The organism is Exiguobacterium sp. ZOR0005, from assembly GCF_000798975.1.
Classification (GTDB): domain Bacteria; phylum Bacillota; class Bacilli; order Exiguobacteriales; family Exiguobacteriaceae; genus Exiguobacterium; species Exiguobacterium aurantiacum.
In genome coordinates, this window is the sequence record NZ_JTLB01000012.1 from 111,348 (window position 1) to 131,630 (window position 20,283).

The 20,283-nt window shown below is 54.8% G+C and carries 22 protein-coding genes; 7 read left to right on the forward strand and 15 right to left on the reverse strand.

The window, feature by feature from the left end:
• Positions 1–13: 13 nt before the first annotated feature.
• Positions 14–760, forward strand: a complete 747-nt coding sequence (locus L971_RS04225; protein WP_047374465.1) for a hypothetical protein — start codon at positions 14–16, stop codon at positions 758–760.
• On the forward strand, positions 761–1,510 hold the full coding sequence (locus L971_RS04230; RefSeq protein ID WP_047374467.1) for a hypothetical protein: 750 nt from the start codon (positions 761–763) through the stop codon (positions 1,508–1,510).
• Between the two features lie 162 nt (positions 1,511–1,672).
• Here the strand turns inward: L971_RS04230 and L971_RS04235 are convergent, their stop codons facing one another.
• The 7 genes from L971_RS04235 to L971_RS04265 all read right to left on the reverse strand — a co-directional run bounded on the left by L971_RS04235 (position 1,673) and on the right by L971_RS04265 (position 9,163).
• Positions 1,673–2,080 (reverse strand): GNAT family N-acetyltransferase, encoded by a 408-nt coding sequence (locus L971_RS04235; protein WP_047374469.1) that lies wholly within the window; start codon positions 2,078–2,080, stop codon positions 1,673–1,675.
• Between the two features lie 173 nt (positions 2,081–2,253).
• Entirely contained in the window at positions 2,254–3,885 is a 1,632-nt protein-coding gene (gene treC, locus L971_RS04240) for an alpha,alpha-phosphotrehalase (protein ID WP_047374472.1), read from the reverse strand.
• A 78-nt stretch (positions 3,886–3,963) separates the two neighbouring features.
• Positions 3,964–5,412, reverse strand: coding sequence for a PTS system trehalose-specific EIIBC component (gene treP, locus L971_RS04245; protein ID WP_024370498.1), 1,449 nt, complete (start codon positions 5,410–5,412; stop codon positions 3,964–3,966).
• Positions 5,413–5,616: 204 nt separating this feature from the next.
• The gene (gene treR, locus L971_RS04250; protein ID WP_052200287.1) at positions 5,617–6,282 is read right to left on the reverse strand and encodes a trehalose operon repressor; all 666 of its coding nucleotides are present in this window, start codon (positions 6,280–6,282) and stop codon (positions 5,617–5,619) included.
• 92 nt (positions 6,283–6,374) lie between these two features.
• On the reverse strand, positions 6,375–7,223 hold the full coding sequence (locus tag L971_RS04255; RefSeq protein WP_024370500.1) for a DegV family protein: 849 nt from the start codon (positions 7,221–7,223) through the stop codon (positions 6,375–6,377).
• A gap of 95 nt (positions 7,224–7,318) precedes the next feature.
• Positions 7,319–8,011 carry a response regulator transcription factor gene (locus L971_RS04260; RefSeq protein ID WP_024370501.1) on the reverse strand — a complete coding sequence of 231 codons (693 nt, stop codon included), beginning with the start codon at positions 8,009–8,011 and terminating at the stop codon, positions 7,319–7,321.
• 27 nt (positions 8,012–8,038) lie between these two features.
• On the reverse strand, positions 8,039–9,163 hold the full coding sequence (locus tag L971_RS04265) for a sensor histidine kinase (protein ID WP_197053159.1): 1,125 nt from the start codon (positions 9,161–9,163) through the stop codon (positions 8,039–8,041).
• 172 nt (positions 9,164–9,335) lie between these two features.
• Here L971_RS04265 and L971_RS04270 point away from each other — a divergent pair, with 172 nt between their 5' ends.
• A complete protein-coding gene (locus L971_RS04270; RefSeq protein WP_024370503.1) occupies positions 9,336–9,977 on the forward strand; it encodes a YigZ family protein in 642 nt (213 codons plus the stop codon).
• A 41-nt stretch (positions 9,978–10,018) separates the two neighbouring features.
• Positions 10,019–11,032: an LCP family protein gene (locus L971_RS04275; protein ID WP_047374476.1), complete on the forward strand. Its 1,014-nt coding sequence runs from the start codon at positions 10,019–10,021 to the stop codon at positions 11,030–11,032.
• Positions 11,033–11,071: 39 nt separating this feature from the next.
• Here the strand turns inward: L971_RS04275 and L971_RS04280 are convergent, their stop codons facing one another.
• From L971_RS04280 to L971_RS04305, 6 genes are all read right to left on the reverse strand, one after another.
• Positions 11,072–12,130 carry a glycosyltransferase family 4 protein gene (locus L971_RS04280; RefSeq protein WP_047374478.1) on the reverse strand — a complete coding sequence of 353 codons (1,059 nt, stop codon included), beginning with the start codon at positions 12,128–12,130 and terminating at the stop codon, positions 11,072–11,074.
• A gap of 124 nt (positions 12,131–12,254) precedes the next feature.
• Positions 12,255–12,668, reverse strand: coding sequence for a hypothetical protein (locus L971_RS04285; RefSeq protein ID WP_024370506.1), 414 nt, complete (start codon positions 12,666–12,668; stop codon positions 12,255–12,257).
• 220 nt (positions 12,669–12,888) lie between these two features.
• Positions 12,889–13,554 carry a beta-phosphoglucomutase gene (pgmB, locus tag L971_RS04290; RefSeq protein WP_024370507.1) on the reverse strand — a complete coding sequence of 222 codons (666 nt, stop codon included), beginning with the start codon at positions 13,552–13,554 and terminating at the stop codon, positions 12,889–12,891.
• A 200-nt stretch (positions 13,555–13,754) separates the two neighbouring features.
• On the reverse strand, positions 13,755–14,090 hold the full coding sequence (locus L971_RS04295; protein ID WP_024370508.1) for an Asp23/Gls24 family envelope stress response protein: 336 nt from the start codon (positions 14,088–14,090) through the stop codon (positions 13,755–13,757).
• Positions 14,091–14,164: 74 nt separating this feature from the next.
• Positions 14,165–15,220 (reverse strand): acyltransferase family protein, encoded by a 1,056-nt coding sequence (locus L971_RS04300; protein WP_047374479.1) that lies wholly within the window; start codon positions 15,218–15,220, stop codon positions 14,165–14,167.
• A gap of 9 nt (positions 15,221–15,229) precedes the next feature.
• Positions 15,230–15,787 (reverse strand): hypothetical protein, encoded by a 558-nt coding sequence (locus L971_RS04305; RefSeq protein WP_047374481.1) that lies wholly within the window; start codon positions 15,785–15,787, stop codon positions 15,230–15,232.
• A gap of 253 nt (positions 15,788–16,040) precedes the next feature.
• Here L971_RS04305 and L971_RS04310 point away from each other — a divergent pair, with 253 nt between their 5' ends.
• Positions 16,041–16,529 carry a hypothetical protein gene (locus tag L971_RS04310; protein ID WP_024370511.1) on the forward strand — a complete coding sequence of 163 codons (489 nt, stop codon included), beginning with the start codon at positions 16,041–16,043 and terminating at the stop codon, positions 16,527–16,529.
• 3 nt (positions 16,530–16,532) lie between these two features.
• Here the strand turns inward: L971_RS04310 and L971_RS04315 are convergent, their stop codons facing one another.
• Positions 16,533–17,132, reverse strand: a complete 600-nt coding sequence (locus L971_RS04315) for an alpha/beta hydrolase (protein WP_024370512.1) — start codon at positions 17,130–17,132, stop codon at positions 16,533–16,535.
• Positions 17,129–18,073 (reverse strand): VOC family protein, encoded by a 945-nt coding sequence (locus tag L971_RS04320; RefSeq protein WP_024370513.1) that lies wholly within the window; start codon positions 18,071–18,073, stop codon positions 17,129–17,131. Before L971_RS04320 ends, L971_RS04315 begins: the two co-directional genes overlap by 4 nt.
• 118 nt (positions 18,074–18,191) lie before the next feature.
• Between L971_RS04320 and L971_RS04325 the strand changes: the two genes are divergently transcribed.
• Together L971_RS04325 and L971_RS04330 are read left to right on the forward strand one after the other, a co-directional pair.
• A complete protein-coding gene (locus L971_RS04325; protein ID WP_047374483.1) occupies positions 18,192–19,082 on the forward strand; it encodes an ABC transporter ATP-binding protein in 891 nt (296 codons plus the stop codon).
• Positions 19,072–20,265 carry an ABC transporter permease gene (locus tag L971_RS04330; RefSeq protein WP_047374485.1) on the forward strand — a complete coding sequence of 398 codons (1,194 nt, stop codon included), beginning with the start codon at positions 19,072–19,074 and terminating at the stop codon, positions 20,263–20,265. The genes L971_RS04325 and L971_RS04330 overlap by 11 nt, the downstream gene beginning before the upstream one ends.
• The last annotated feature ends 18 nt before the right edge of the window (positions 20,266–20,283 follow it).

Below are 20,283 nucleotides of genomic sequence, written 5' to 3' on the forward strand. Positions count from 1 at the left end.
GGAAGTGGTATACATGCGTCGTTTTCTCGGGACACTGATCGGAGCGGGGCTCATCCTATACGGTGTCGGCACGCTCCTGTCACACACATTGTTCGGTGATCCGCGGGACGAACGGCGGGCGATCGCGGCGGCGGAACAATACGTCGCTTCGACGTATCCACATATCGAGTTGTCACCACTTGGCGCCGGTCTACAAATTTGGGGCAGCGACACATACGTCGTGACCCTCGTGTCGCAGGCGAGCGAGGACACACAGTTTGACGTAGTTGTAAACGGGGATGGAGCGATTATCGCCGATTACTATGATCAAGTCCTGTCCGGGATGGTGACGTTCAATCGATTGAATACGGAGTATCGCCCGCTCGTGGAAACAGCCCTCCGCTCGCTCTCGTTCAAGCACGATTTGTATGAAGAAGTGTTGACCCTCTATGAAGGCGAAGGCTCGGCCGAAGAGGCGCTCGACCCAGCGACGCTCATCCTCGATCACCCGTACGACATCAAACAAATCGGACGCGATCACGGTTCTCTCGTCATCTGGATTGAAGGTGAAAACGCGACCGCACAGCACGCGAGTGAACGGATGCGTGACGTCAAACGCGTGCTCGACGAGGCCGATGTGCCGTTCCGGACGCTCCTCATCTCGATTCAAGACGGGAACGAGTCATTCTATTCGGGACGCGTCAACGCGGAAGACATTGACGAGGAGGCGTTGGCCGAAAGACTGCAACGAAATCATGACGAACGGATGGCATTCGAATAAATGGAAAAACGAACGATTCACTTCATCAAGATTGGCTTGAAGATGCTTGGCATCTTTTTGTTAGTATGGTGGGCATGGTATGTGTTAGACGGAAGCGAGAAAGCCGAACAGCGTGCCATCCAAACTGCCAAAGACTATGTGCACCAGACTTATCCAGATCCAACGCTCCATGTGACAGACGTCATGTATTTATCGCTATATGATCCGAAATATCACATCAGAATGGCTTCAGACACGAGCATCGACACCGATTTTACGGTAAGGGTGACCCGAAGCGGCAAGATTGTCGATGATAGCTATGAAGAAGATGTCGTCTCAAAGTTCAATACATACACGCGTATCCAAGAAGCTTACGATCGAGCTGTGCAAGATGCTCTCCGGTTAGCCTTCTCAGGCCGTATCTCACTTATGAGCGAATTACCGTATTTACAATGGGATGAAAATAAAGACGAAGTAAACAAAATTGACCTTGACGACCTAGAGGTGGACCAAGTGACGGGGCTCTCCTTTTATGGAGCGCGATACGGAATCCTCTTTGCTCGTGTGGGGAGTAAATCGTACACTTATGAAGAGGTGGCGGATTTGTTACGTGAACTCAAATGGGAGGCGGACGACCGTAATATTCGCTTCCACTCCATCAAACTCCAAGTCACAATCGATGGGGTCGAGCGTTATACTGAGGACATCTTCTATGACGACATCGATTCACCTGATTTTGTAGATCACTTAGAACGACGTCTCAACAATTAGAGAAGGTTCATCCACGACATACGCGGATGAACCTTTTGTTATGCCTCTTGGACGTCAAGGTGGACGACAGGCAACTCTTTCACGTACACCTTTTAATCGACGGAAGGCCGCATCGCTGAGTCCGTGAATATTTCGTTGACGTTCAAATAACCGATCCAATCACTAGGCGGTTCGTCTTTTCGTCATTCCAATTGAAAACTTTTCAAATCCGAGCTTCTCATAATACGGTTCCAGTTCTTCCACACACATAAGCTGAGGGATGACACGATGTCGGTCACAGTGCTGAATGAGTTGAACCATGATGTCTTTGCCGATCCCTTTCCCCTGATGGCTCGGTGACACGCACACACCGCATATGATGCCGGTAATCACCCCGTCTGAAATCACGCGCCCCATCCCCACCAACCGATGATCGTCAAACGCATACAGCGCATGCCAACTTTGACGACACATTTTCTCCAGCTCTTCGGCGGACAACCCAAGTGAATTCCATCCTAACTCTTCATAGATGGTTAACAATGCTCCAAAGTCAGCAGGCGGCTCCGTCGTATAGCGTATCGATTCCATCATCGAATCCTCCGTTCTTTTCGTAGACTTTTCTGTAATCCCGGACGTGAACAATCGTCTAGGGCTACGATCAGTTTACTCGTTTTGATAAATCGAGTCGTGCCCCTCCCCCGTCCCACCTCTTAATGAAAAAAGGCGACCGGCCCGATTCAAATCGGACCGATCACCCCTTCGATTCACTTCTTGTAGAACATGATTGCCTCGTACGCCCGGAGCGACAACGTCGTCCCGTCGAGTTGTGGCACGTCGTAGTTGTGGCTGACGACGTCGGCCCGCGTGAAGCCTTCCGGAATCTCATACGTCGTCTCAGGGCCGTAGAAGTTGGCGACGACGAGCACTTCTTCCTCATCCGTCTTCCGCGTGTACGCCCAAACGTCGAGCGCGTCCGGCGTCAAGAGCGTATAGTCCCCGTCCGTCAACACGTCGAGTTCTTTTCGGAGTGAGATCAAGTTCTTGTAGTGATAGAACACCGAGTTCGGGTCGTCGAGTGCCGTCTCGACGTTGACGTCGGTATAGTTCGGCGCCACGTTGATCCACGGTGTCCCGCTCGTGAATCCGGCGTGCGGCGTCGCGTCCCACTGCATCGGCGTCCGCGAGTTGTCGCGCGACTTCTGCTTGATGGCGGCCATCATGTCCTCGTGCGACACGCCCTGCTCACGCTTCAACTTGTAGATGTTGAGCGTCTCGATGTCGCGATAATCGTCGAGCGAGTCGAAGCCCGGGTTCGTCATACCGATCTCCTCGCCTTGATAGATGTACGGCGTACCTTGCAGGCCGTGGAGCACCGTCGCGAGCATCTTCGCACTCTCGACGCGATGGTCGGTGTCATTGCCGAAGCGGCTGACGACGCGCGGCTGGTCGTGGTTGCACCAGAAGATGGCGTTCCAGCCCTTGCCGTGCATCCCTTCCTGCCACGTCGACATGATGTCTTTCAACTGGACGAAGTCGAACGGGGCGGCGACGAACTTCTCGCCGTTCGGATAATCGACTTTCAAGTGGTGGAAGCTGAACGTCATGCTGAGCTCTTTCTCGTCCGGGTTCGAGTAACGGACGCAGTGGTCGAGCGTCGTCGACGACATCTCCCCGACCGTGATGACGTCGTGCCCTTCGAACACTTCCTCGTTCATCTCTTTCAAAAATTCGTGGATGCGCGGCCCGTCCGTATAGAACTTGCGGCCGTCCGAGTCGTCTTCCGGGAAGTCTTGCTGTTTCGAGATCAAGTTGATGACGTCGAGACGGAACCCTTTGATGCCTTTCTCGCGCCAGAAGCGCATCATCTCATAGACGTCCTCGCGCATCTGTTCGTTCTCCCAGTTGAGGTCGGCTTGCGTCTCGTCGAACAAGTGGAGGAAATACTGGCCGCTCTTCTCGTCGTACTTCCAGGCGTTGCCGCCGAACTTCGACTCCCAGTTCGTCGGCTCGTCGCGCCAGATGTAGTAGTCGCGGTAGCGCTCGTCCCCGGCGAGTGACTTTTGGAACCACTCGTGCTCGGTCGAGGAGTGGTTGACGACGATGTCCATCATGAGTCCGATGCCGCGCGCCTCGGCCTCGCGGATGAGCTCATCGAGGTCGTCCATCGTCCCGTACGATGGGTCGATGGCGTAATAGTCACTCACGTCATAACCGTTGTCGTTTTGCGGCGACTTGTACACCGGCGTCATCCAAATGTACTCGATGCCGAGCTCGGCCAAGTAGTCGAGCTTCGCGGTCACCCCTTTGATGGATCCGGTGGCGTTGCCTTCCGGGCTGTAGAAACTTTTCGGATAGATTTGATAGACGACGGATTTGCGCCAGTTTTGTTGTGTCATGTGTGTAGTCTCCTTTTTGTAAGAGTTTTCATTCCAATGGAAAAGAGGGACGAACTGCCGTCCCTCCCTCCCGAGTCATCATGCTACTTTATTCTGTTCGATCTCACCTTTCTTCATGTAACGTTTCGACAAGACGAGCGTCAAGACGAACGGGACGACGATCGCGATGATCATCCCGACGATGAAGAGAAGAATCTTGTCCGTGAAGATCGAGAGGAAACCAGGGAGTCCCCCGACACCGATTCCGATCGCTTGGACGTTATTGAGCGTGATAAAGATGGCGGCTGTCGCCGATCCGATCATCGCCGAGTAGAACGGGAACTTGTTCGGCAAGTTGACCCCGAACATGGCCGGCTCGGTGATCCCAAAGTAAGCGGAGATCGCCGACGTCGACGCCATGCTCTTTTGTTTCGCGTTGTGCTTGTAAACGACGAACATCGCGAGTGCGGCCGAACCTTGGGCGATGTTCGACAAAGCGATCATCGGCCAAATGAACGTACCACCCGTCTCGGCGACGAGTTGCAAGTCGATGGCAATGAACAAATGGTGCATCCCCGTGACGACGAGCGGTGCATAGAACAATCCGAAGAGGAGCGCCCCGACGACCGGAATCGCCTCGAACACGTTGACGAGGCTCATCGCGATGATGTTACCGAGACCACGCGTGACCGGACCAACAATCGCGAGCGCGAGGAAACCGGTGACGACGATGGCCGTGATCGGCACGACGAGAAGCTGGATCGCGTTCGGCACATGTTTCTTCAAGAAGATCTCAATATGGCTCAAGATGAAGGCCGCAGCCAAAATCGGCAAGATTTGACCTTGATAACCGACTTTCTCGATCTCGAACAAGCCGAGGATGTCGAACGTCGGAACGTCGCCTTCAAGCGCCGCTTGACCGTAACCCCAGGCGTTTAATAGGTCCGGGTGGACGAGCAAGAGACCCATGACGATCCCGAGTACTTCGCTGCCGCCGAACCGTTTCGTCGCCGACCAACCGACGAGTGCCGGCAGGAAGACGAACGCCGTGTTCGCCATCATGTTAATGAGGTCCCACAGCCCTTGCAAGTTCGGGTACGCCTCGATGAGCGTCGCATTGTCGACGAACAAGCCTTCCGACGCGAGCAAGTTGTTGATCCCCATCAATAGACCGGCGACGATGATGGCCGGAATGATTGGCATGAAGACGTCCGAGAATACTTTGACGAGTTTTTGAAGCGGGTTCATCTTCTTGCCGCCGGCCGATTTGACCTCGGCGACCGTCGCCGCCTCAAGTCCGGCGAGCTTGATGAACTCGGCGTAGACGCGTTCGACGTCCCCCGCCCCGATGACGACTTGGTACACACCCGAGTTCTCGAATGCCCCTTTGACGAGGTCGGCTTCTTTCACTTTCGCCTCGTCGACTTTCGACTGGTCTTTCAGTGAGAGACGGAGCCGCGTGACACAGTGCGCCGCCTTGTCGACGTTATCCTTGCCCCCGATGGCTTCGAGGATATCCGCCGCGATTTGACGATAATCTGCCTTCATAATGTAGGCCTCCTTTGTTTGAAAGCGTTTGTTGAGAACGGTTACATATGATTACAAAAAAAGTTTAACTTATATAGACGAGTTGTGTCAACAACTTATCTATATAAGTTATCGTGACAAACGTGTGACAGTCGTTCACTCATTTTGTTCCCTCTCGTGTCGATTCGAAACGACAAAAAAAAGACCCTTTCCGAAGAAAGAGCCTTAGCGGCGGGCCACGTCACTGAACTGGAACTTGTCGAGCCGGTGACGGGACTCCGTATATTCGAACTGTCGTCCCTCGTAAAGGAACGTGTCGTTCGTGATGACGATGACGTAGTCGTAGTCGTGCAGATCGAGCCTTATCCGGTCGAGCGCCGTCACGTCCTCGGCGGCGATCTTTCGTTTGGCGTAACTGATCTGAAGGCCGAGCTCACGCTCGACGTACTCATAGATCGACCGCTCGGCGATCTCTCTCGTCAGGCCGGGAACGAGGTCTTTGACGAAGTAGTTCACGTCCAAGATGACGTTCTCGCCATCGAAATTTCGCACCCGCTCGATGCGGTACATCCTCGTCTCCGGCTCGAGGTTCATCCGTTCGGCGAGCCAAGGCGGTGCCTCGATCTCCTCGAACGACGCGACCGTCGTCTGGATGGAACGGCCGAGCATGCTCGCGTACACTTCCGAGAAGCTGACGATCCCGTTGAACTGAAACTCGATCTGGTCGCGCCGCAAGACGAAGACGCCTTTGCCGTGATGCTTCCGGACGTAGCCGTGCTCTTGCAAGAGATCGAGCGCCTTGCGGACCGTGCCGCGGCTCGCGTCGTACGTGTGCATGAGTTCGGTCTCTGACGGCAACTTCGACTCCGCTTCGAGGACACCGTTTCGCATCTGTTCAACGAGCTGTTCGTAGATTTGTCGATATTTGGCCACGTGCCCTCTCTCCTTTCATCGAAAAAGACGACCGTTCGGCCGTCTTTTTGTTACCAGTTGCGGCGATACCACGTGATGCCGATCGCACCCGGTCCGAGATGTGTCCCGATGACCGGTCCGAAATGGCTCCCCGCGATGTGCGCTTTCGGGAACTTCGCTTTCATCGAGGCAATCTCTTCGGCTTGACGCTCCGGGCAGTTGGCATGGATGATGCCGATGCAGTACCCTTCTCCGTCTCCTTTGATCGTCTCTTCCATCATCTCTTCGATGCGACGGACCGCTTTCTTGTACGTCCGGATTTTCTCGAACGGTACGATGAGTCGGTCCTGGAAATGGAGCACCGGCTTGATTTGAAGGAACGAGCCGACGAGCGCCTGGGCCGCGCTCAATCGCCCGCCGCGCTGCAAGTGGTCGAGGTCGTCGACGACGAAATAGGCACGGATTGAGGCGCGCACGTTCTCTAAGTGCGCCATGATCTCTTGCGCCGAGGCACCGGCGTCACGGAGCTTGACCGCTTCTTCGACGAGGAACGCTTGCGGCATGCAAGAGATTTCCGAATCGAACGCATGGACGTTGACGTCGACCATGTCGTTCAAGGCGATCATCGACTGGTACGTCCCGCTGATCCCGCTCGAGAGCGTGATGGCGATGACGTCGGTCACTTCATTCGGGAGCTGTTCGATCAATTCGACCGTCTCCCCGATGCTCGGCTGTGACGTCGTCGGCAAGTTCCCTGCCTCGATACGGCTATAGAACGCCTCAGTCGAGATGTCGACGGCTTCGCGGAACGACTCCCCGTCAAAAATCACGCTGAGCGGCGCGACGTGCACCTCGCGCGCTTCACAAAAATCGGCCGGCAAATAGGCGGTACTGTCGGTCAAAATAGCTATGTTTCCCATTCTATATCCTCACTTTACATCGTTTCATTTTTCCAATTATGTTAGGATTCCATTCCATATTGTAACACAAAAACGAGGTAAAGCATCGGTCTCGGTCAAATCTCGACCCATCCGCGGCGAATCGCGTCGACGACGGCTTGTGTCCGGTCGTTCACGTCCATTTTACGAAGGACGGACGAGACGTGGTTTTTGACCGTCTTCTCGCTGATGAACAACATGTCGCTAATGTCGCGGTTCGAACGGCCATCGGCGAGCAAGTGGAGCACTTCGACTTCACGGCGTGACAACAACTGATAGACAGGATCGTCCGTGCGGTTCTCGACGTTGCGGCCGGCATGTTCATCTTTGATTTGCAGAAGGCGGCGATATTCTTTCAGTACGTTCGTCGTCACTTTCGGGTGCAAATACGCCCCGTCCTTGGCGACCGAACGGACGGCCGAGATGAGCTCGGTCGAGGCGACTTCTTTGAGCAAGAAGCCAGATGCGCCCGCTTCGAGCGCATGCGTGATGTATGACTCATCGTCATGGATCGACAAGATGAGGACGCGCGTGTCCGGCGAGAGGAGGGACAACTGTTTCGTCGCCTCGATCCCGTTCAAGTCCGGCATGTTGATGTCGAGAATCATGATTTCCGGGTTGTGCTCGTTTGCGATACGGATCGCGTCGAGCCCGGTGCGTCCTTCGGCGACGACGTAAAATTCGTCCTCTAAATCAAAAATCCGTTTCAAGCCTTCGCGAAACAGCTCGTGGTCATCGACGATCGCGATGCGTGTCTGTGTCAGTTCCATTGTATGATTCCCCCTTGGTTCTTTCCGTTACGTGATCGGAATCGACATGCGGACGACCGTCCCTTTGCCGACTTCCGAATCGATGGTGATGCTGCCATTGACGAGCTCGATCCGTTCGCGCATCCCTACGATGCCGAACGATTCTTCCCCGATCGTGCTCGGGACGAAGCCGACGCCGTGATCGCGCACGTGGATGTGAATCGCGTCGTGCGCTTGTTCGACGTTGACGATGATTTCTGATGTCTTCGAATGCTTGATCGCGTTTTGGACGGCCTCTTGGACGAGGCGGAACACGTTGATCTCAAGCTTCTCCGGGAGACGCGCCCGGTTGCCTCGATAGTTGAGCCGTGTCTTGATCGTCGTGTATTCCTCCGTCTGATGAAGGTAACGCTCGAGCGTCGGCAAGAAGCCGAGGTCGTCGAGCGACATCGGACGGAGGTCATAGATGAGCCGCCGCACGTCGACGAGGGCGCCTCTTATGAGTCGCTTCAACTCATGCAGTTCGGCGAACGCCTCGTCCTTGCCGCGTTTGTCAAACGTCTTCTCAATCAAGTCGGCCCGAATTAAAATATGAGCAAGCGATTGCGCCGGTCCGTCGTGCATCTCACGGGCGAGGTGGCGCCGCTCGCGCTCCGCCGCCTCGAAGACGCTGATCGCCATCTCTTGTTTTTTCATCATGTCCGAATACTCTTGTTGCAAGTCGTCACGTAAGAAGTTCAAGACGACGGACACCCGGCTGACGAGCTTTTCGGCCCGTTCGATCGTGTCCTCGAGGACGAGCAATCTGCGCTCGAGGTCGTTTCGGCGCTGCTGGGCGTTCATCTCTTCTTTTTGGACGAGGAAACGCTCGAGTTGCATCTGGTTCGCCCGCTCGTAGGCGTCCCGGATCTCTTGTTCGCTATGTATATGAAACTTCTTGCTCACTTGGACGAGCTTGTTCTTCGCCGCTTTCACGAGCAAATCGAGCCGGTCCGATTCCGCGATATAAAACTCGATCTTTTCCGTCAAATCTTTCAACTCGTTTTGAATCAACGAATACTCGTTGGCCGAACTCTCGGTTATCCGGACGATCTCCTCTTTACTTTCCGTCACCGTATCAATCATATTTGTTATGATATGTTCTAAAGCTGTACGATCGGTAATATGATTCACGATGCCATCCCCTAATACGTCGGTAGTTAGTCCTCGTTTCTATTATCGTCTCAAAAAGCGAATGTTACAGTGTCACATAGAGGTCTCCTTAGCCAAATTCGCCAAACGAGGCGGAATCGCCTACTTGAATTCTAAAAAAAATATTCAAAAATAGAAAGGAGAATTTTCAGAAATGTCTGCTGAACCAAATTATACTATAAAACAAGATGGAGAATACGAGGTCGTCATTCAAAAGTCAAAATTCATCGCCCACTTCAAACGGGTCGAGACCGAAGAAGAGGCGCAAGCGTTCATCCAGACGATCAAGAAGGCGCATTGGAACGCCAACCATAACTGTTCGGCCTACATCATCGGAGAACGGAACGAGCACCAGAAGGCGAACGATGACGGCGAACCGAGCGGCACGGCCGGGATGCCGATGCTTGAAGTGTTGCGCAAACGACAGTTGAAAGACACGGTCGTCGTCATCACCCGTTATTTCGGCGGCATCAAACTCGGCGGCGGCGGGCTCATCCGGGCCTACGGCGGTACGGTGAGCGAAGGGCTCGATGCGGTCGGTATCGTCGAGCGTGTCCCGATGCAACGGCTGACGCTGTCGGTCGATTACGGCTGGATTGGGAAAGTCGAAAACGAACTGCGCCAATCGGACTATCTCCTCGATGACATCGTCTATGCCGAGGATGTCACGTTCCACGTCTCCGTCCCGGTCGAAGCGACCGAGACCGCTCTCGCCTGGCTCGTCGACTTGACGAACGGACAAGGGGGACTCGAGACCCAGGACGTCCGTATCATCGAACGTGATTTTGTGCGGTAGGTCACGTATACTAAAAGAAACGACTGAAATGAGGAGAAGACATGGAACAACCCCCTCGTAAGAAACGTCCCCCATGGAAAGCCATCATCATCGCCCTCGGCATCGTCATCGCCCTCGGTGGTGCGGCATTCGGCTACTTCGTCTTCAAGGCGAACGAGACGGCCGAGAACACGAACGATGAGCTCAACCGCGGCGACAAATCGGACCGTCGTGACGACACGGTCGACTTGACGAAAGATCACTTCTCCGTCCTCTTGGCCGGCGTCGATGGCGGTGCCTCGCTCGAGGAAGGACGGACCGACTCCCTCATGGTGGCGACGTTCAACAAGGAATCTCGCCAAGTCACACTCGTCAGCATCCCGCGTGACGCGTACGTCGACATCGTCACGACGGACGGCGAGTTCAAGGACAAGATCAACCATGCTTACTCGTACGGCGGCATCGACACGACGATCGCCACGGTCGAGAACTTGTTCGACATCCCGATCGACTACTATGCGACCATCAACTTTGATGGGATCGAAGACCTCGTCGATGCGGTCGGCGGCGTCGAGGTCGACGTGTTGATCCCGATTTCGGGCCGAGCGACCGGAAACGTCGAGCTCGAACCGGGCGTCCAGACGCTGAACGGCAAAGAGGCGCTCGCCTACGCCCGGATGCGCAAAGACGACCCCGAGGGTGACGTCGGCCGTGCGAAACGCCAGCAGCAAGTGCTCGAGGCGATCATCAACGAGGCGACGACGATCAACTCGTTCACGAAACTGAATCGGATCATGAACGCCGTCGGCAACAACATCCGGACGAACATGTCGCTCGCAGAGGCGTCACAGCTCCAGCCGTACACGAAGTCGCTCCGCTCGTTCAATCAAGAGACGCTCGCAGGTGACGACTTGACGATCGGCGGCGTCTACTACTACGAGATCGACGAGGCGGACCTCGCCGACAAACAAGCGCTCCTCAAGACCGAACTCGGACTTCCGGTCACGGCCGGCACCGATTCTGACACGGAAGAAGAGTCGGACGACGACGGGCTCAGTGAAACGACGACGTATTAAAAAACGACCGTAGACATCATGTCTACGGTCGTTTTAGTGTCAATCCGACACGTTCGTCCGGCCGAGCAGGCGCCGGGTCGTCTGGATGATCGGTTTATAGTTCGGATGGATCAACTCCGTCGACTCGACGATCAGTTCGATGACGATCAAGACGATGACGAACGTGATGACCGCCCCGAGCATCGTCGTCTTCGCGAACAGGATCGAGGCGATGCCGAAGAAGAACGTCATCCCGTACATGAGAAGGACCGCTTGCCGCGTCGTGAACCCCATGTCGATCAATTGGTGGTGCATGTGCGACTTGTCGGGTGACATCGGCGGCCGCCCTTGGACGAGCCGGCGGACGATCGCGAAGATCGTGTCCGAGATCGGCAGGCCGAGCAACAATACCGGTACGACGAGCGAGAACAACGTCACGTTCTTGAACCCGATGAGCGAGAACACGGCGAGCATATAGCCGAGGAAGAGCGCCCCGGTGTCCCCCATGAAAATCTTCGCCGGATAGAAGTTATGGACGAGGAAGCCGAGCGTGCTCGCAAGGAGCAGCAGGGCCATCATCGTCAAATAGACGTTCCCTTGGATGATCGCGAGGAGCGCGATCGTCCCGAGGGCGATGCTCGACACCCCGGCGGCGAGCCCGTCGAGCCCGTCGATCAAGTTGATCGCGTTCGTGATGCCGATCAGCCAAAGCACGGTCACGGGAATGCTCCATGAGCCGAGATATAGCTGTTGGTCGAACGGCAAGTTGATCATCTCGATGCGCATGCCGGAATGAAGCACGACGACGGTCGCGATCATCTGGCCCATCAGTTTGACGCGGGCCGACAGCTGGAACCGGTCATCGATGAGACCGGTCAGGATGATGACGACGGCACCGATCAAGATGGCGTCATTGTAACGGCTCGCTGGCAATAGGAGCGCATAGCCGATCAAAAACGAGATGAAGATGGCGAGGCCGCCGATTCGCGGCATCGGCCGCATATGAACTTTTCGGGCGTTCGGGTGATCGACCGCTCCAATCAAATACGCAAACCGGCGCACGAGCGGTGTGATCAAGATGGCCATCACAAAACTGACCAACATGGCAATCCATAGCATGGGCCCACAGTTCCTCTCTCAATAAAAATAGACTCTGGCGAATTATAGCATATTTCCCGTCACCGAAATCGTATCAGAAATATTACAGGCAAGAAAGCCCGACGAGTACTTCGTCGGGCAAAAGTCATGCGTGCGCTGGTTCCGTCGTGACGTTCTCAGCTGCTTCATATGTATAGAGGCCGCGGCCGATTTTCTTGATTTCCGGGTTCACCGACTCGATTTTCACCATAAGCTGATAGATATTGCTAATATGGTGCCGGTAGCGGAGCTCGAGCTCCATCTGGATATCCCGGACGCTCATCGTCTTCCGTTCTTTCAATAAATCCGTCACTTGATGGACGTACACTTCGAGCGGGTAACGTTGATTAACACGACGTGGGCGCAACCGTTTCGTCGCATCCGACATGACGTCATCTTCTCTTTTATCCCGGCTCAGCTCCGAGATCAAATACTCGGCGCGGCGTTGCAATTGACGATACGACTCCTCGATCTCCATCAGTTCCCGATAGATGTGTTCGTTGACGTTCGTAGTTTCCATGCACAAATCCCCTTCTACATCCATTTAAAACCCTTGATTACCTATTTTAAATCAAGAATTTCTAATAATTCCTTGTTTCCATATAAAAGTGTAACGGATTTGTAATGTACTTGTCATCTAGTTTTTGGGCATATCTGTCTATTAGGGACTTTCTACCCAAAAAAATAAAGATGGCGACTGTTCGGGGCAGTCGCCATCTCACGGAAGATGATTGTAGTCTTTACGCTCGGATGCGTTCGAGGATGCGTCCAAGCGAGAGTTCGTCGGTCGAAGAAACGATGAGGTCTGCATGACCGAGCATCGACTCTTCCCCGACGGCGACAGCAAACATGTTTGCCGCTTTGATCGCAGTCACGCCTGCGGCTGCGTCTTCAACGCCGATGGCATGTTCGGGTTTCACGCCAAGGGCAGAGGCAGCCTTCAAAAACACTTCGGGATGTGGTTTTGAGTCGGCGACAGTTGCTGCATCGACAATGTGGTCGAAGTAATGACGGACGCCAAGTGCGTCAACGACCGCGAATGCGTTCTTTGAAGCGGACGCCATCCCGATTTTGAGACCAGCCTCTTTAATTTCATCGAGGAATGAAACGATGCCCGGTAGCAAATCGTCAGAAGAGATGTGCTGAATGAGTTCAACATAATGCTCGTTCTTCTTGTTCGCGAGTTCCGCTTTTTCAGCCGGTGTGAAGTCAGACTGTCTTCCGCCGAGCGCAAGGATGCGTTCGAGCGAGTCAGTACGACTCACGCCTTTTAGCGTCTCATTGAACTCACGGTCAAATGGAATGCCGAGCTCTTCCCCGAGTTGTTTCCAAGCGAGGTAATGGTACTCCGCGGTGTCGGTGATGACACCGTCCAAATCGAAAATGACTGCTTCAATCGTTGACATACATGCTTTCCGCCTTTCCTTCAAATGTTTCTGTCGTCAGACTACATTTAGGGAACTTGACAAGTACCCGCTGCTCGTTGGTCATCGATGCAAACGGTTGCACTTGTTCGATTTCTATTATATCGGATATCGACTCATCTATGCAACCGCTTTCGCAGAAAAAAATAAAAAGAAGGGCATGGTCGCCCTTCTAATCATCATTACAATTGGATGCCGACGACTTTCACGTTGACGGCGAGCGGTGTCATCGCGAGCATCGTGTCCATGTCTTGCGTGATGCGTTCTTGGACGGCCGTGATCGTCTTGATGATCGACTGCCCGTACGCGACGTATACCGCGAGCTGGATGACGACGCCTTCCTCGGTCTCATCAACTTTCACGTGCTTCATGAGCGCGCGCTCCGACAATTTCGTGTCTTCTTGCGTGAACGAGACGTACTTCGTCTCTTTCACCGCGACGGCGGCGATCATTTCGACGACGTGGCGCGAGACGTTGACGTCTCCTTCAGTACTGTTCATTCCATTTCCGTATGGCATGGTGTCACTTCCTTAACTCTAGTTTCGTTACCCTAATGTAAAGTGTAGCGGAAAACGCGCGTTTAGAAAAGAGTTTACGCCTTTGTCGCCCGATCGTCCTGTACGCGCCGGACATCGATCTCGACGAGCGGACGCAAAAGCCGGACCGCGGGTGGACTGATGATGAGGAGGACGATCGCGAACGCCACCCCGAACAAGACGAGGAGCTGGAGCCATGACGTCGGCATGAACGCGGCCGGTACGAACGCTTTCCATCCGACGACGAGGAAGACGTGCACCAAGTAGACGTACAGGCTGTACTTGCCGGCCCTCGTGAACACCGGCAACTCGCGCCCCGGGATGATGAGGGCGAAACTGATCGCCATGAGGAGCGACACCGTGTAGACGATGAGGAACGCGAACGGGCCGCTCCACATCGCCTCCGGCACCGCCGTCTCATAGGCGAAGCGGAACTTGAACAAGTTACCGACATGATAGAACGCGTCTTCTTTTTGAAAGCTCATCGAGGCGAGCAGACCGAGCGTGAGCGTCGTGAAGACGGCCGCCCCGCCGATACGGTAACGATTTCGTTGCTCGGCGCGCTTCGGGAGCTCGAAGAAGTTCAACGTGTCACGCGCGCTCATCCAGTTGCCGATCAAGAAGAACGGATAGAACATGACTACTTTCCGGAGCGCGAAGAATCCGGTCGACTCGGCCTGGAAGCCGAACAACAGCGCGAACAACAGCGCGTACAGGACGTACCCTTTCAACTGGGTGACGTACGGTGTGATGACGTACCAGATGATGATCGCCATCAAGTACCAGAGCGCCCAGTACGGCTTCAACACGTTCAGTCCCGGATTGTCGATCGACAAGAGCGGGATGCCCTCGGTGAAGGCGAACCACGAACCGAGGATGACTTGCCAGATGACATAGACGACGAACAGTTGGATGACGCGCAAATAACGGTTCTCCCGGAAGAAGTAACCGCTCAGCATGATGAACAACGGCATATGAAACGTGTATAAGAATAAATAAATCCAATTCGGCAACAAGTCGTCATAGGCGCCGCGCACATCGGTCAACAAATGACCGAACACGACGAGCAGGACGAGCACGCCTTTAATATTGTCGTACCAATGGTTTCGCATAAACATTCCTCAAATTCCTAGTTGTTGTCTCGCCCATTCTTTTTGATGTTCCCAAAAAGCGATGATGTCTTCCTTTTGTTCGAGCGGGAGTTCCTCGAGCATATCGCCCACCTCGTCCTCGATTGGCAACAAAAGTCCCGGGTCTTGCTGGATGAGCTCCATCACTTTCTCGAAATGGTTGAAGAACACCTCTAGTTCACGTGGCGCCTGTCGTTCGAGCATCTGGCCGACATTTGCGACGTATCCCGCAAAGTGAGTGAGATAAAAGATGCGCACCCGTTCCGTAAGCAACTTGTCCTTGAAACGCTCCGCCTCTTTGACAATGGCCGCCCCTTCACGCAACAGATTGAAGTTCGCGAAGTAGGATGCTTTACCTTCAGTCAGTTTGACGATTTTTTTACAAAGTCGGACCATTTCTTCGCCCTCGAACCCTTCCATGAAATAGCGATTGAGCGTCACTTTCACATCGGCATGCTGTTTATATAATCCAACGATTAGCTCAATCAACTCGTTTTGGTCGAACTGTTTCAACTCGGTCCGTAACTCGCCGACTTTCATCTTCTTCATCGAGATTCACCCGCCCACAATTTTTTCCTCACTTATCATAGCCGATTTTTCGCCTTCCTAAAATTACGAATTCACGAAAAAATGATGACGTCACTGTCATCATTCCCACATTTCATCGCCGACAAGCGATTTCGTCAAAAAATGCTCATCAAGCAGCACGTTTATCGCGTATTCAAATAGACGAGTTTGGGTAATGTATAGTATAGTAGTTTTACTAAATAGTCTGAATATTCTAAAAAAGGAGGTGTAGAGAATGTCTTCCGTCATCCGCAACCGTCATCACATGGTCCATGACCCGAAACGATCATTCTCTAACTTCGGATTTTGGTGGTTCATCGGCGCCTTTTCCGTTGGACTGTTCATCGTCGCCTTCGAACCGCTCCGTGAGCGGTTCACCGCCATGCATCCGATCGTCAACGCCCTGTCGCTCCTTGGCCTTTCGTTTTTAGTCGGTGTCGCCATGAAACTCGCCCGCGACGTCTGGTGGCTCAACTACTTGCTCGAGCGCACCTCGAACCGTTACCTCTACATCGGGGCCGACACGCTCAAGAGCTGGCAGTACACGCTCGACTCGATTTGGCTCCTCACCCGCACGTCACAAAAAAAGCTCGGCCGATTGTATATCCACATCGACCGAACTGTCCGTTCTGAAGAGGCGAAACGTCTGTTCGCCGCCTATTTGATTGATCGGGGTGTGCTCGTCGTCTACTCACGGCCTTCGAAGCCGAAGAAGATGGCGTGACCGTCAACCGATATATGAGGTGACCCACGCCCGGGCCGCCTCGACTTCCTCCATTCGCAGTTCATGCCCGCCTCCGTGATAGAAGAGCTCGACGTCCGCCCCGGCTGTCCGGAGTGTCGATGTGAGCTCTTCTGTTTCTGTTTTCGGGCAAATCGGGTCGCGCTCTCCTGCCGAGATGAACACGTTCGCGCCTGACAGGCTCGGGAGCGTGAGCGAACGGTCGGGCACCATCGGGTGGAACAAGAGCGACGCCTTGAACGCGTTCTCCCGATAGAGGGCCGAGCCGATCAAGTTGGCACCGTTCGAATAGCCGAGCGGGATCATCTTGTCGCGGTCGATCCCATACTCCGCGGCCGCCTCGTCGAGGAACGCAAGGAACCGTTCTGTCTGTTTCTTCAAGTCCTCAAGGTCGAGCACGCCTTCCGCGTGGCGGCGGAAGAAGCGCGACATCCCGTTCTCGAGGACGTCCCCGCGCAGCGTCAGGATGTTCACGTTCGGGTCGAGTTCTTTCGCGAGCGGAATCAAATCCTGTTCCGTCCCGCCTGTGCCGTGTAAGAGGACGAACGTCGCCTCGGTCGTGCCTTTAATGAATTGATGAATCATAGTATCTCTCCTTTTGGAATCGTGATAGGTGGTAACGTGTTCGTGATGGCGTCGCGTTTCGACTCGAACCAGTCCGGCAGTTGCAACGCCGTGCCGAGCGACTCGATCGTCTCGTCGACGAGGAAGCCCGGGGCGTCCGTCGCGAGCTCATGCAAGATGCGCCCCTCATCATGGAAATAGACCGAGCGGAAGTAGTGCCGCTCTTTCACCTCGGTCGGCCGGAGCCCTCGTTCGAAGATGGCGTCTTGCCATGTGCCGTAGTCCGCGCCATCTGTGACGCGCCAAGCGATATGGTGAACCGTACCCGTCCCCGGAACCCCGTTCGGGAGGACGGTTTTTTTCACGTCGATGACGTTGCCGTAGTCGGCAGACCCGATGAGCCGGACCCATTCCGAATCTTCCCCGACCTTCTCGAAGCCAAACAACTCGGTCATGAGCCGCACCGTCGCCTCCGGCTGTTTCGACAACAACGTCGCGCCGGCGAATCCGATGATCGCCTCGTCCGTCGTGATGCCCGGCACGACCCATTTCGTCCGCTTCGAACTACTCCGTGCGACGAGCTCGACGACGAGTCCGTCCGGGTCTTCAAACAAGAGCGACGGCTCGCCGAACCGTTCGGTCGCGACCGTGCCGACGCCGTGCGCGTTCAGCCGGCTTTCCCAAAACGTCAGGCTCCCTTCAGGCACGAGGTACGCCGTGACACCGACTTGCCCGCTGCCGACGCTGCCTTGATTCAACCCGGGAATCGGGAAGAACGTGATCGCCGTCCCCGGCGTCCCTTCCTCATCCCCGAAATAGAGGTGATATGTCCCCGGGTCATCGAAGTTGACCGTCTGTTTGACGAACCGCAGTCCGAGGACGTCGCCGTAAAAGTCGATCGTGCGTTGCGGTTCTTTAACCATCGCCGAGATGTGATGGATGCCCGCTGATTGTAGCTTCATGTGATGTCCTCCTTTTATTATCTTGATTTCAAGATAAATCATTTTCAAACAAAAGTGAAACTTTTTGCTCACGTTGGCGTACGCTAAGGGTAGACACTTTTTTGGAGGAGGTATATAGATGACGTTACACATTGACCGCGTCTCAAAACAATTCGGCGACTTCACGGCCGTCGATGACTTAAGCTTTCACGTCCCTAGAGGAGAAATGTACGGTTTGCTCGGAGCGAACGGCGCCGGGAAGACGACGACGTTCCGGATGGTCCTCGACATCTTGAAACCGAGTGACGGGAACATCTCGTGGGATGGCCGCGCCGTCGACCACCGCCTCGTCGGCTATTTGCCGGAAGAACGCGGACTGTATCCGAAGTCGCCCGTCCGCGACCAACTCGTCTTTCTCGCAAGTTTAAAAGGCATGCGCTCGGCCGAGGCGAAACGGGCCGTCAAGTCGTGGCTCGAACGGCTCGAGATCCCGCAATATGAGACAATGCGCGTCGAACAGCTGTCTAAAGGGAACCAACAGAAAGTCCAACTCGTCGCAGCGCTCATCCACAACCCGGAACTGCTCATCTTAGACGAACCGTTCAGCGGCCTCGACCCGGTCAACGTCGAGATTTTGAAACGGGAAGTGCTCGCCCTTCGAGACGCCGGGACGACGATTGTCTTCTCGAGCCACCGGATGGAGCACGTCGAGGAGCTGTGCCAACACATCGGTATATTGAAAGGCGGCCGTGCCGTCGTCAGCGGCGACGTCACGACGATCAAATCACGGTATGAAGAGCCCGTCCTCTTCCTCGAGACGAATCGGATCGACGTCATCACGGCGCTGCCACTCGTCCGAGCGGTCGAACCGCATAAGACGGGCCACCTTGTCCGTCTCGCTTCGTTCGACGACAGTGACGCCGTGCTCGGTGCCCTCGTCCAAGCGGGTGCTTCCATCAAGACGTTCATGCGTCAACCCGTCTCATTGAATGACATCTTTATCAAGGAGGTCGGCCAACATGTTTCATAACTTCGGACCACTCTATTCGTTCACGCTTCGTTCGAAACTGCGCTCGAAGGCGTTCCTCATCTCCACGTTGCTGACGATCTTGTTCATCTTCGGCTTCACGAACATCGATCGCATCTTGTCGAACTTTGAAGACACGGACAGCGCGCAGGCAGTCCTCGTCACCGAGAACGCCGAGCTCGCCACGGTCATGCAGTCGCTCGGCTATGAAGACGTCACGTCAGCCGACATCACCGAAGACGAGGCACGCGAAGGGCTCGGCAACGGTGATTACGAGGTCGTCGCGTTCATCGACGGCTACTCGGCCCGCGTCTTATCGGAACGCCCGGAGACGGAGTTCACGACGCTCTTGCAAACAGCGCTCCGCGAAGTGCGGAACGCCGAGTTGATCGAGACGTCAAACATCGATCCGGCCGTCGTCGCCTCGCTCAACGAACCGGTACCGATCGAAGAGTCATACCTCGGCCGCGGCGGTGAGAACTCGGACGAGCTGTTCTCGTCGTTCGCCTTCGTCTACGTCATGCTCATGCTCTTGTACGTCTCGATCATCACGTACGGCTCGATGATCTCGACCGAGGTGACGACCGAGAAATCGTCGCGCGTCATGGAGTTGATCATCTCGACGACACATCCGGTGACGCACATGCTCGCCAAAATTTCAGCCATCGGGACGCTCGCCCTGTTCCAAATCGGGATCTTCCTCGGGTTCGGCTACTTCAGCGCCCGCAGCAACGAGATGGCCCAGTCGGTCATCGACAATGCGGGGAACGCGCGCGCCGTCCTCTACTTGCTCACGTTCTTCGCGCTCGGATATTTGCTTTACGCGGCCATGTTCGCTGTCCTCGGCTCGCTCGTCAGTCGCGTTGAAGAGTCGCAACAGATGACGATGCCGGTCATCATGCTCCTCGTCGCCGGGTTCCTCGCCGCCATGTTCGGTTTGAACAACCCGGACGCGCCGCTCGTGACAATCTTGTCGTTCGTCCCGTTCTTCACGCCGATGCTCATGTTCCTCCGCGTCATGCTCGTCGACGTGCCGGTGTGGGAAGTCGCCCTCTCGATCGGGATCATGCTCGGCTCGATCGGTGTGATTTTGTGGGTCGGCTCGAAGTTTTATCGCGGCGGTGTCTTGTTCTATGGCAACAACGCGATGAAACAATGGCGACAAATATTACAGAATCGTCAATAACGTTTACAGCATTTTCGT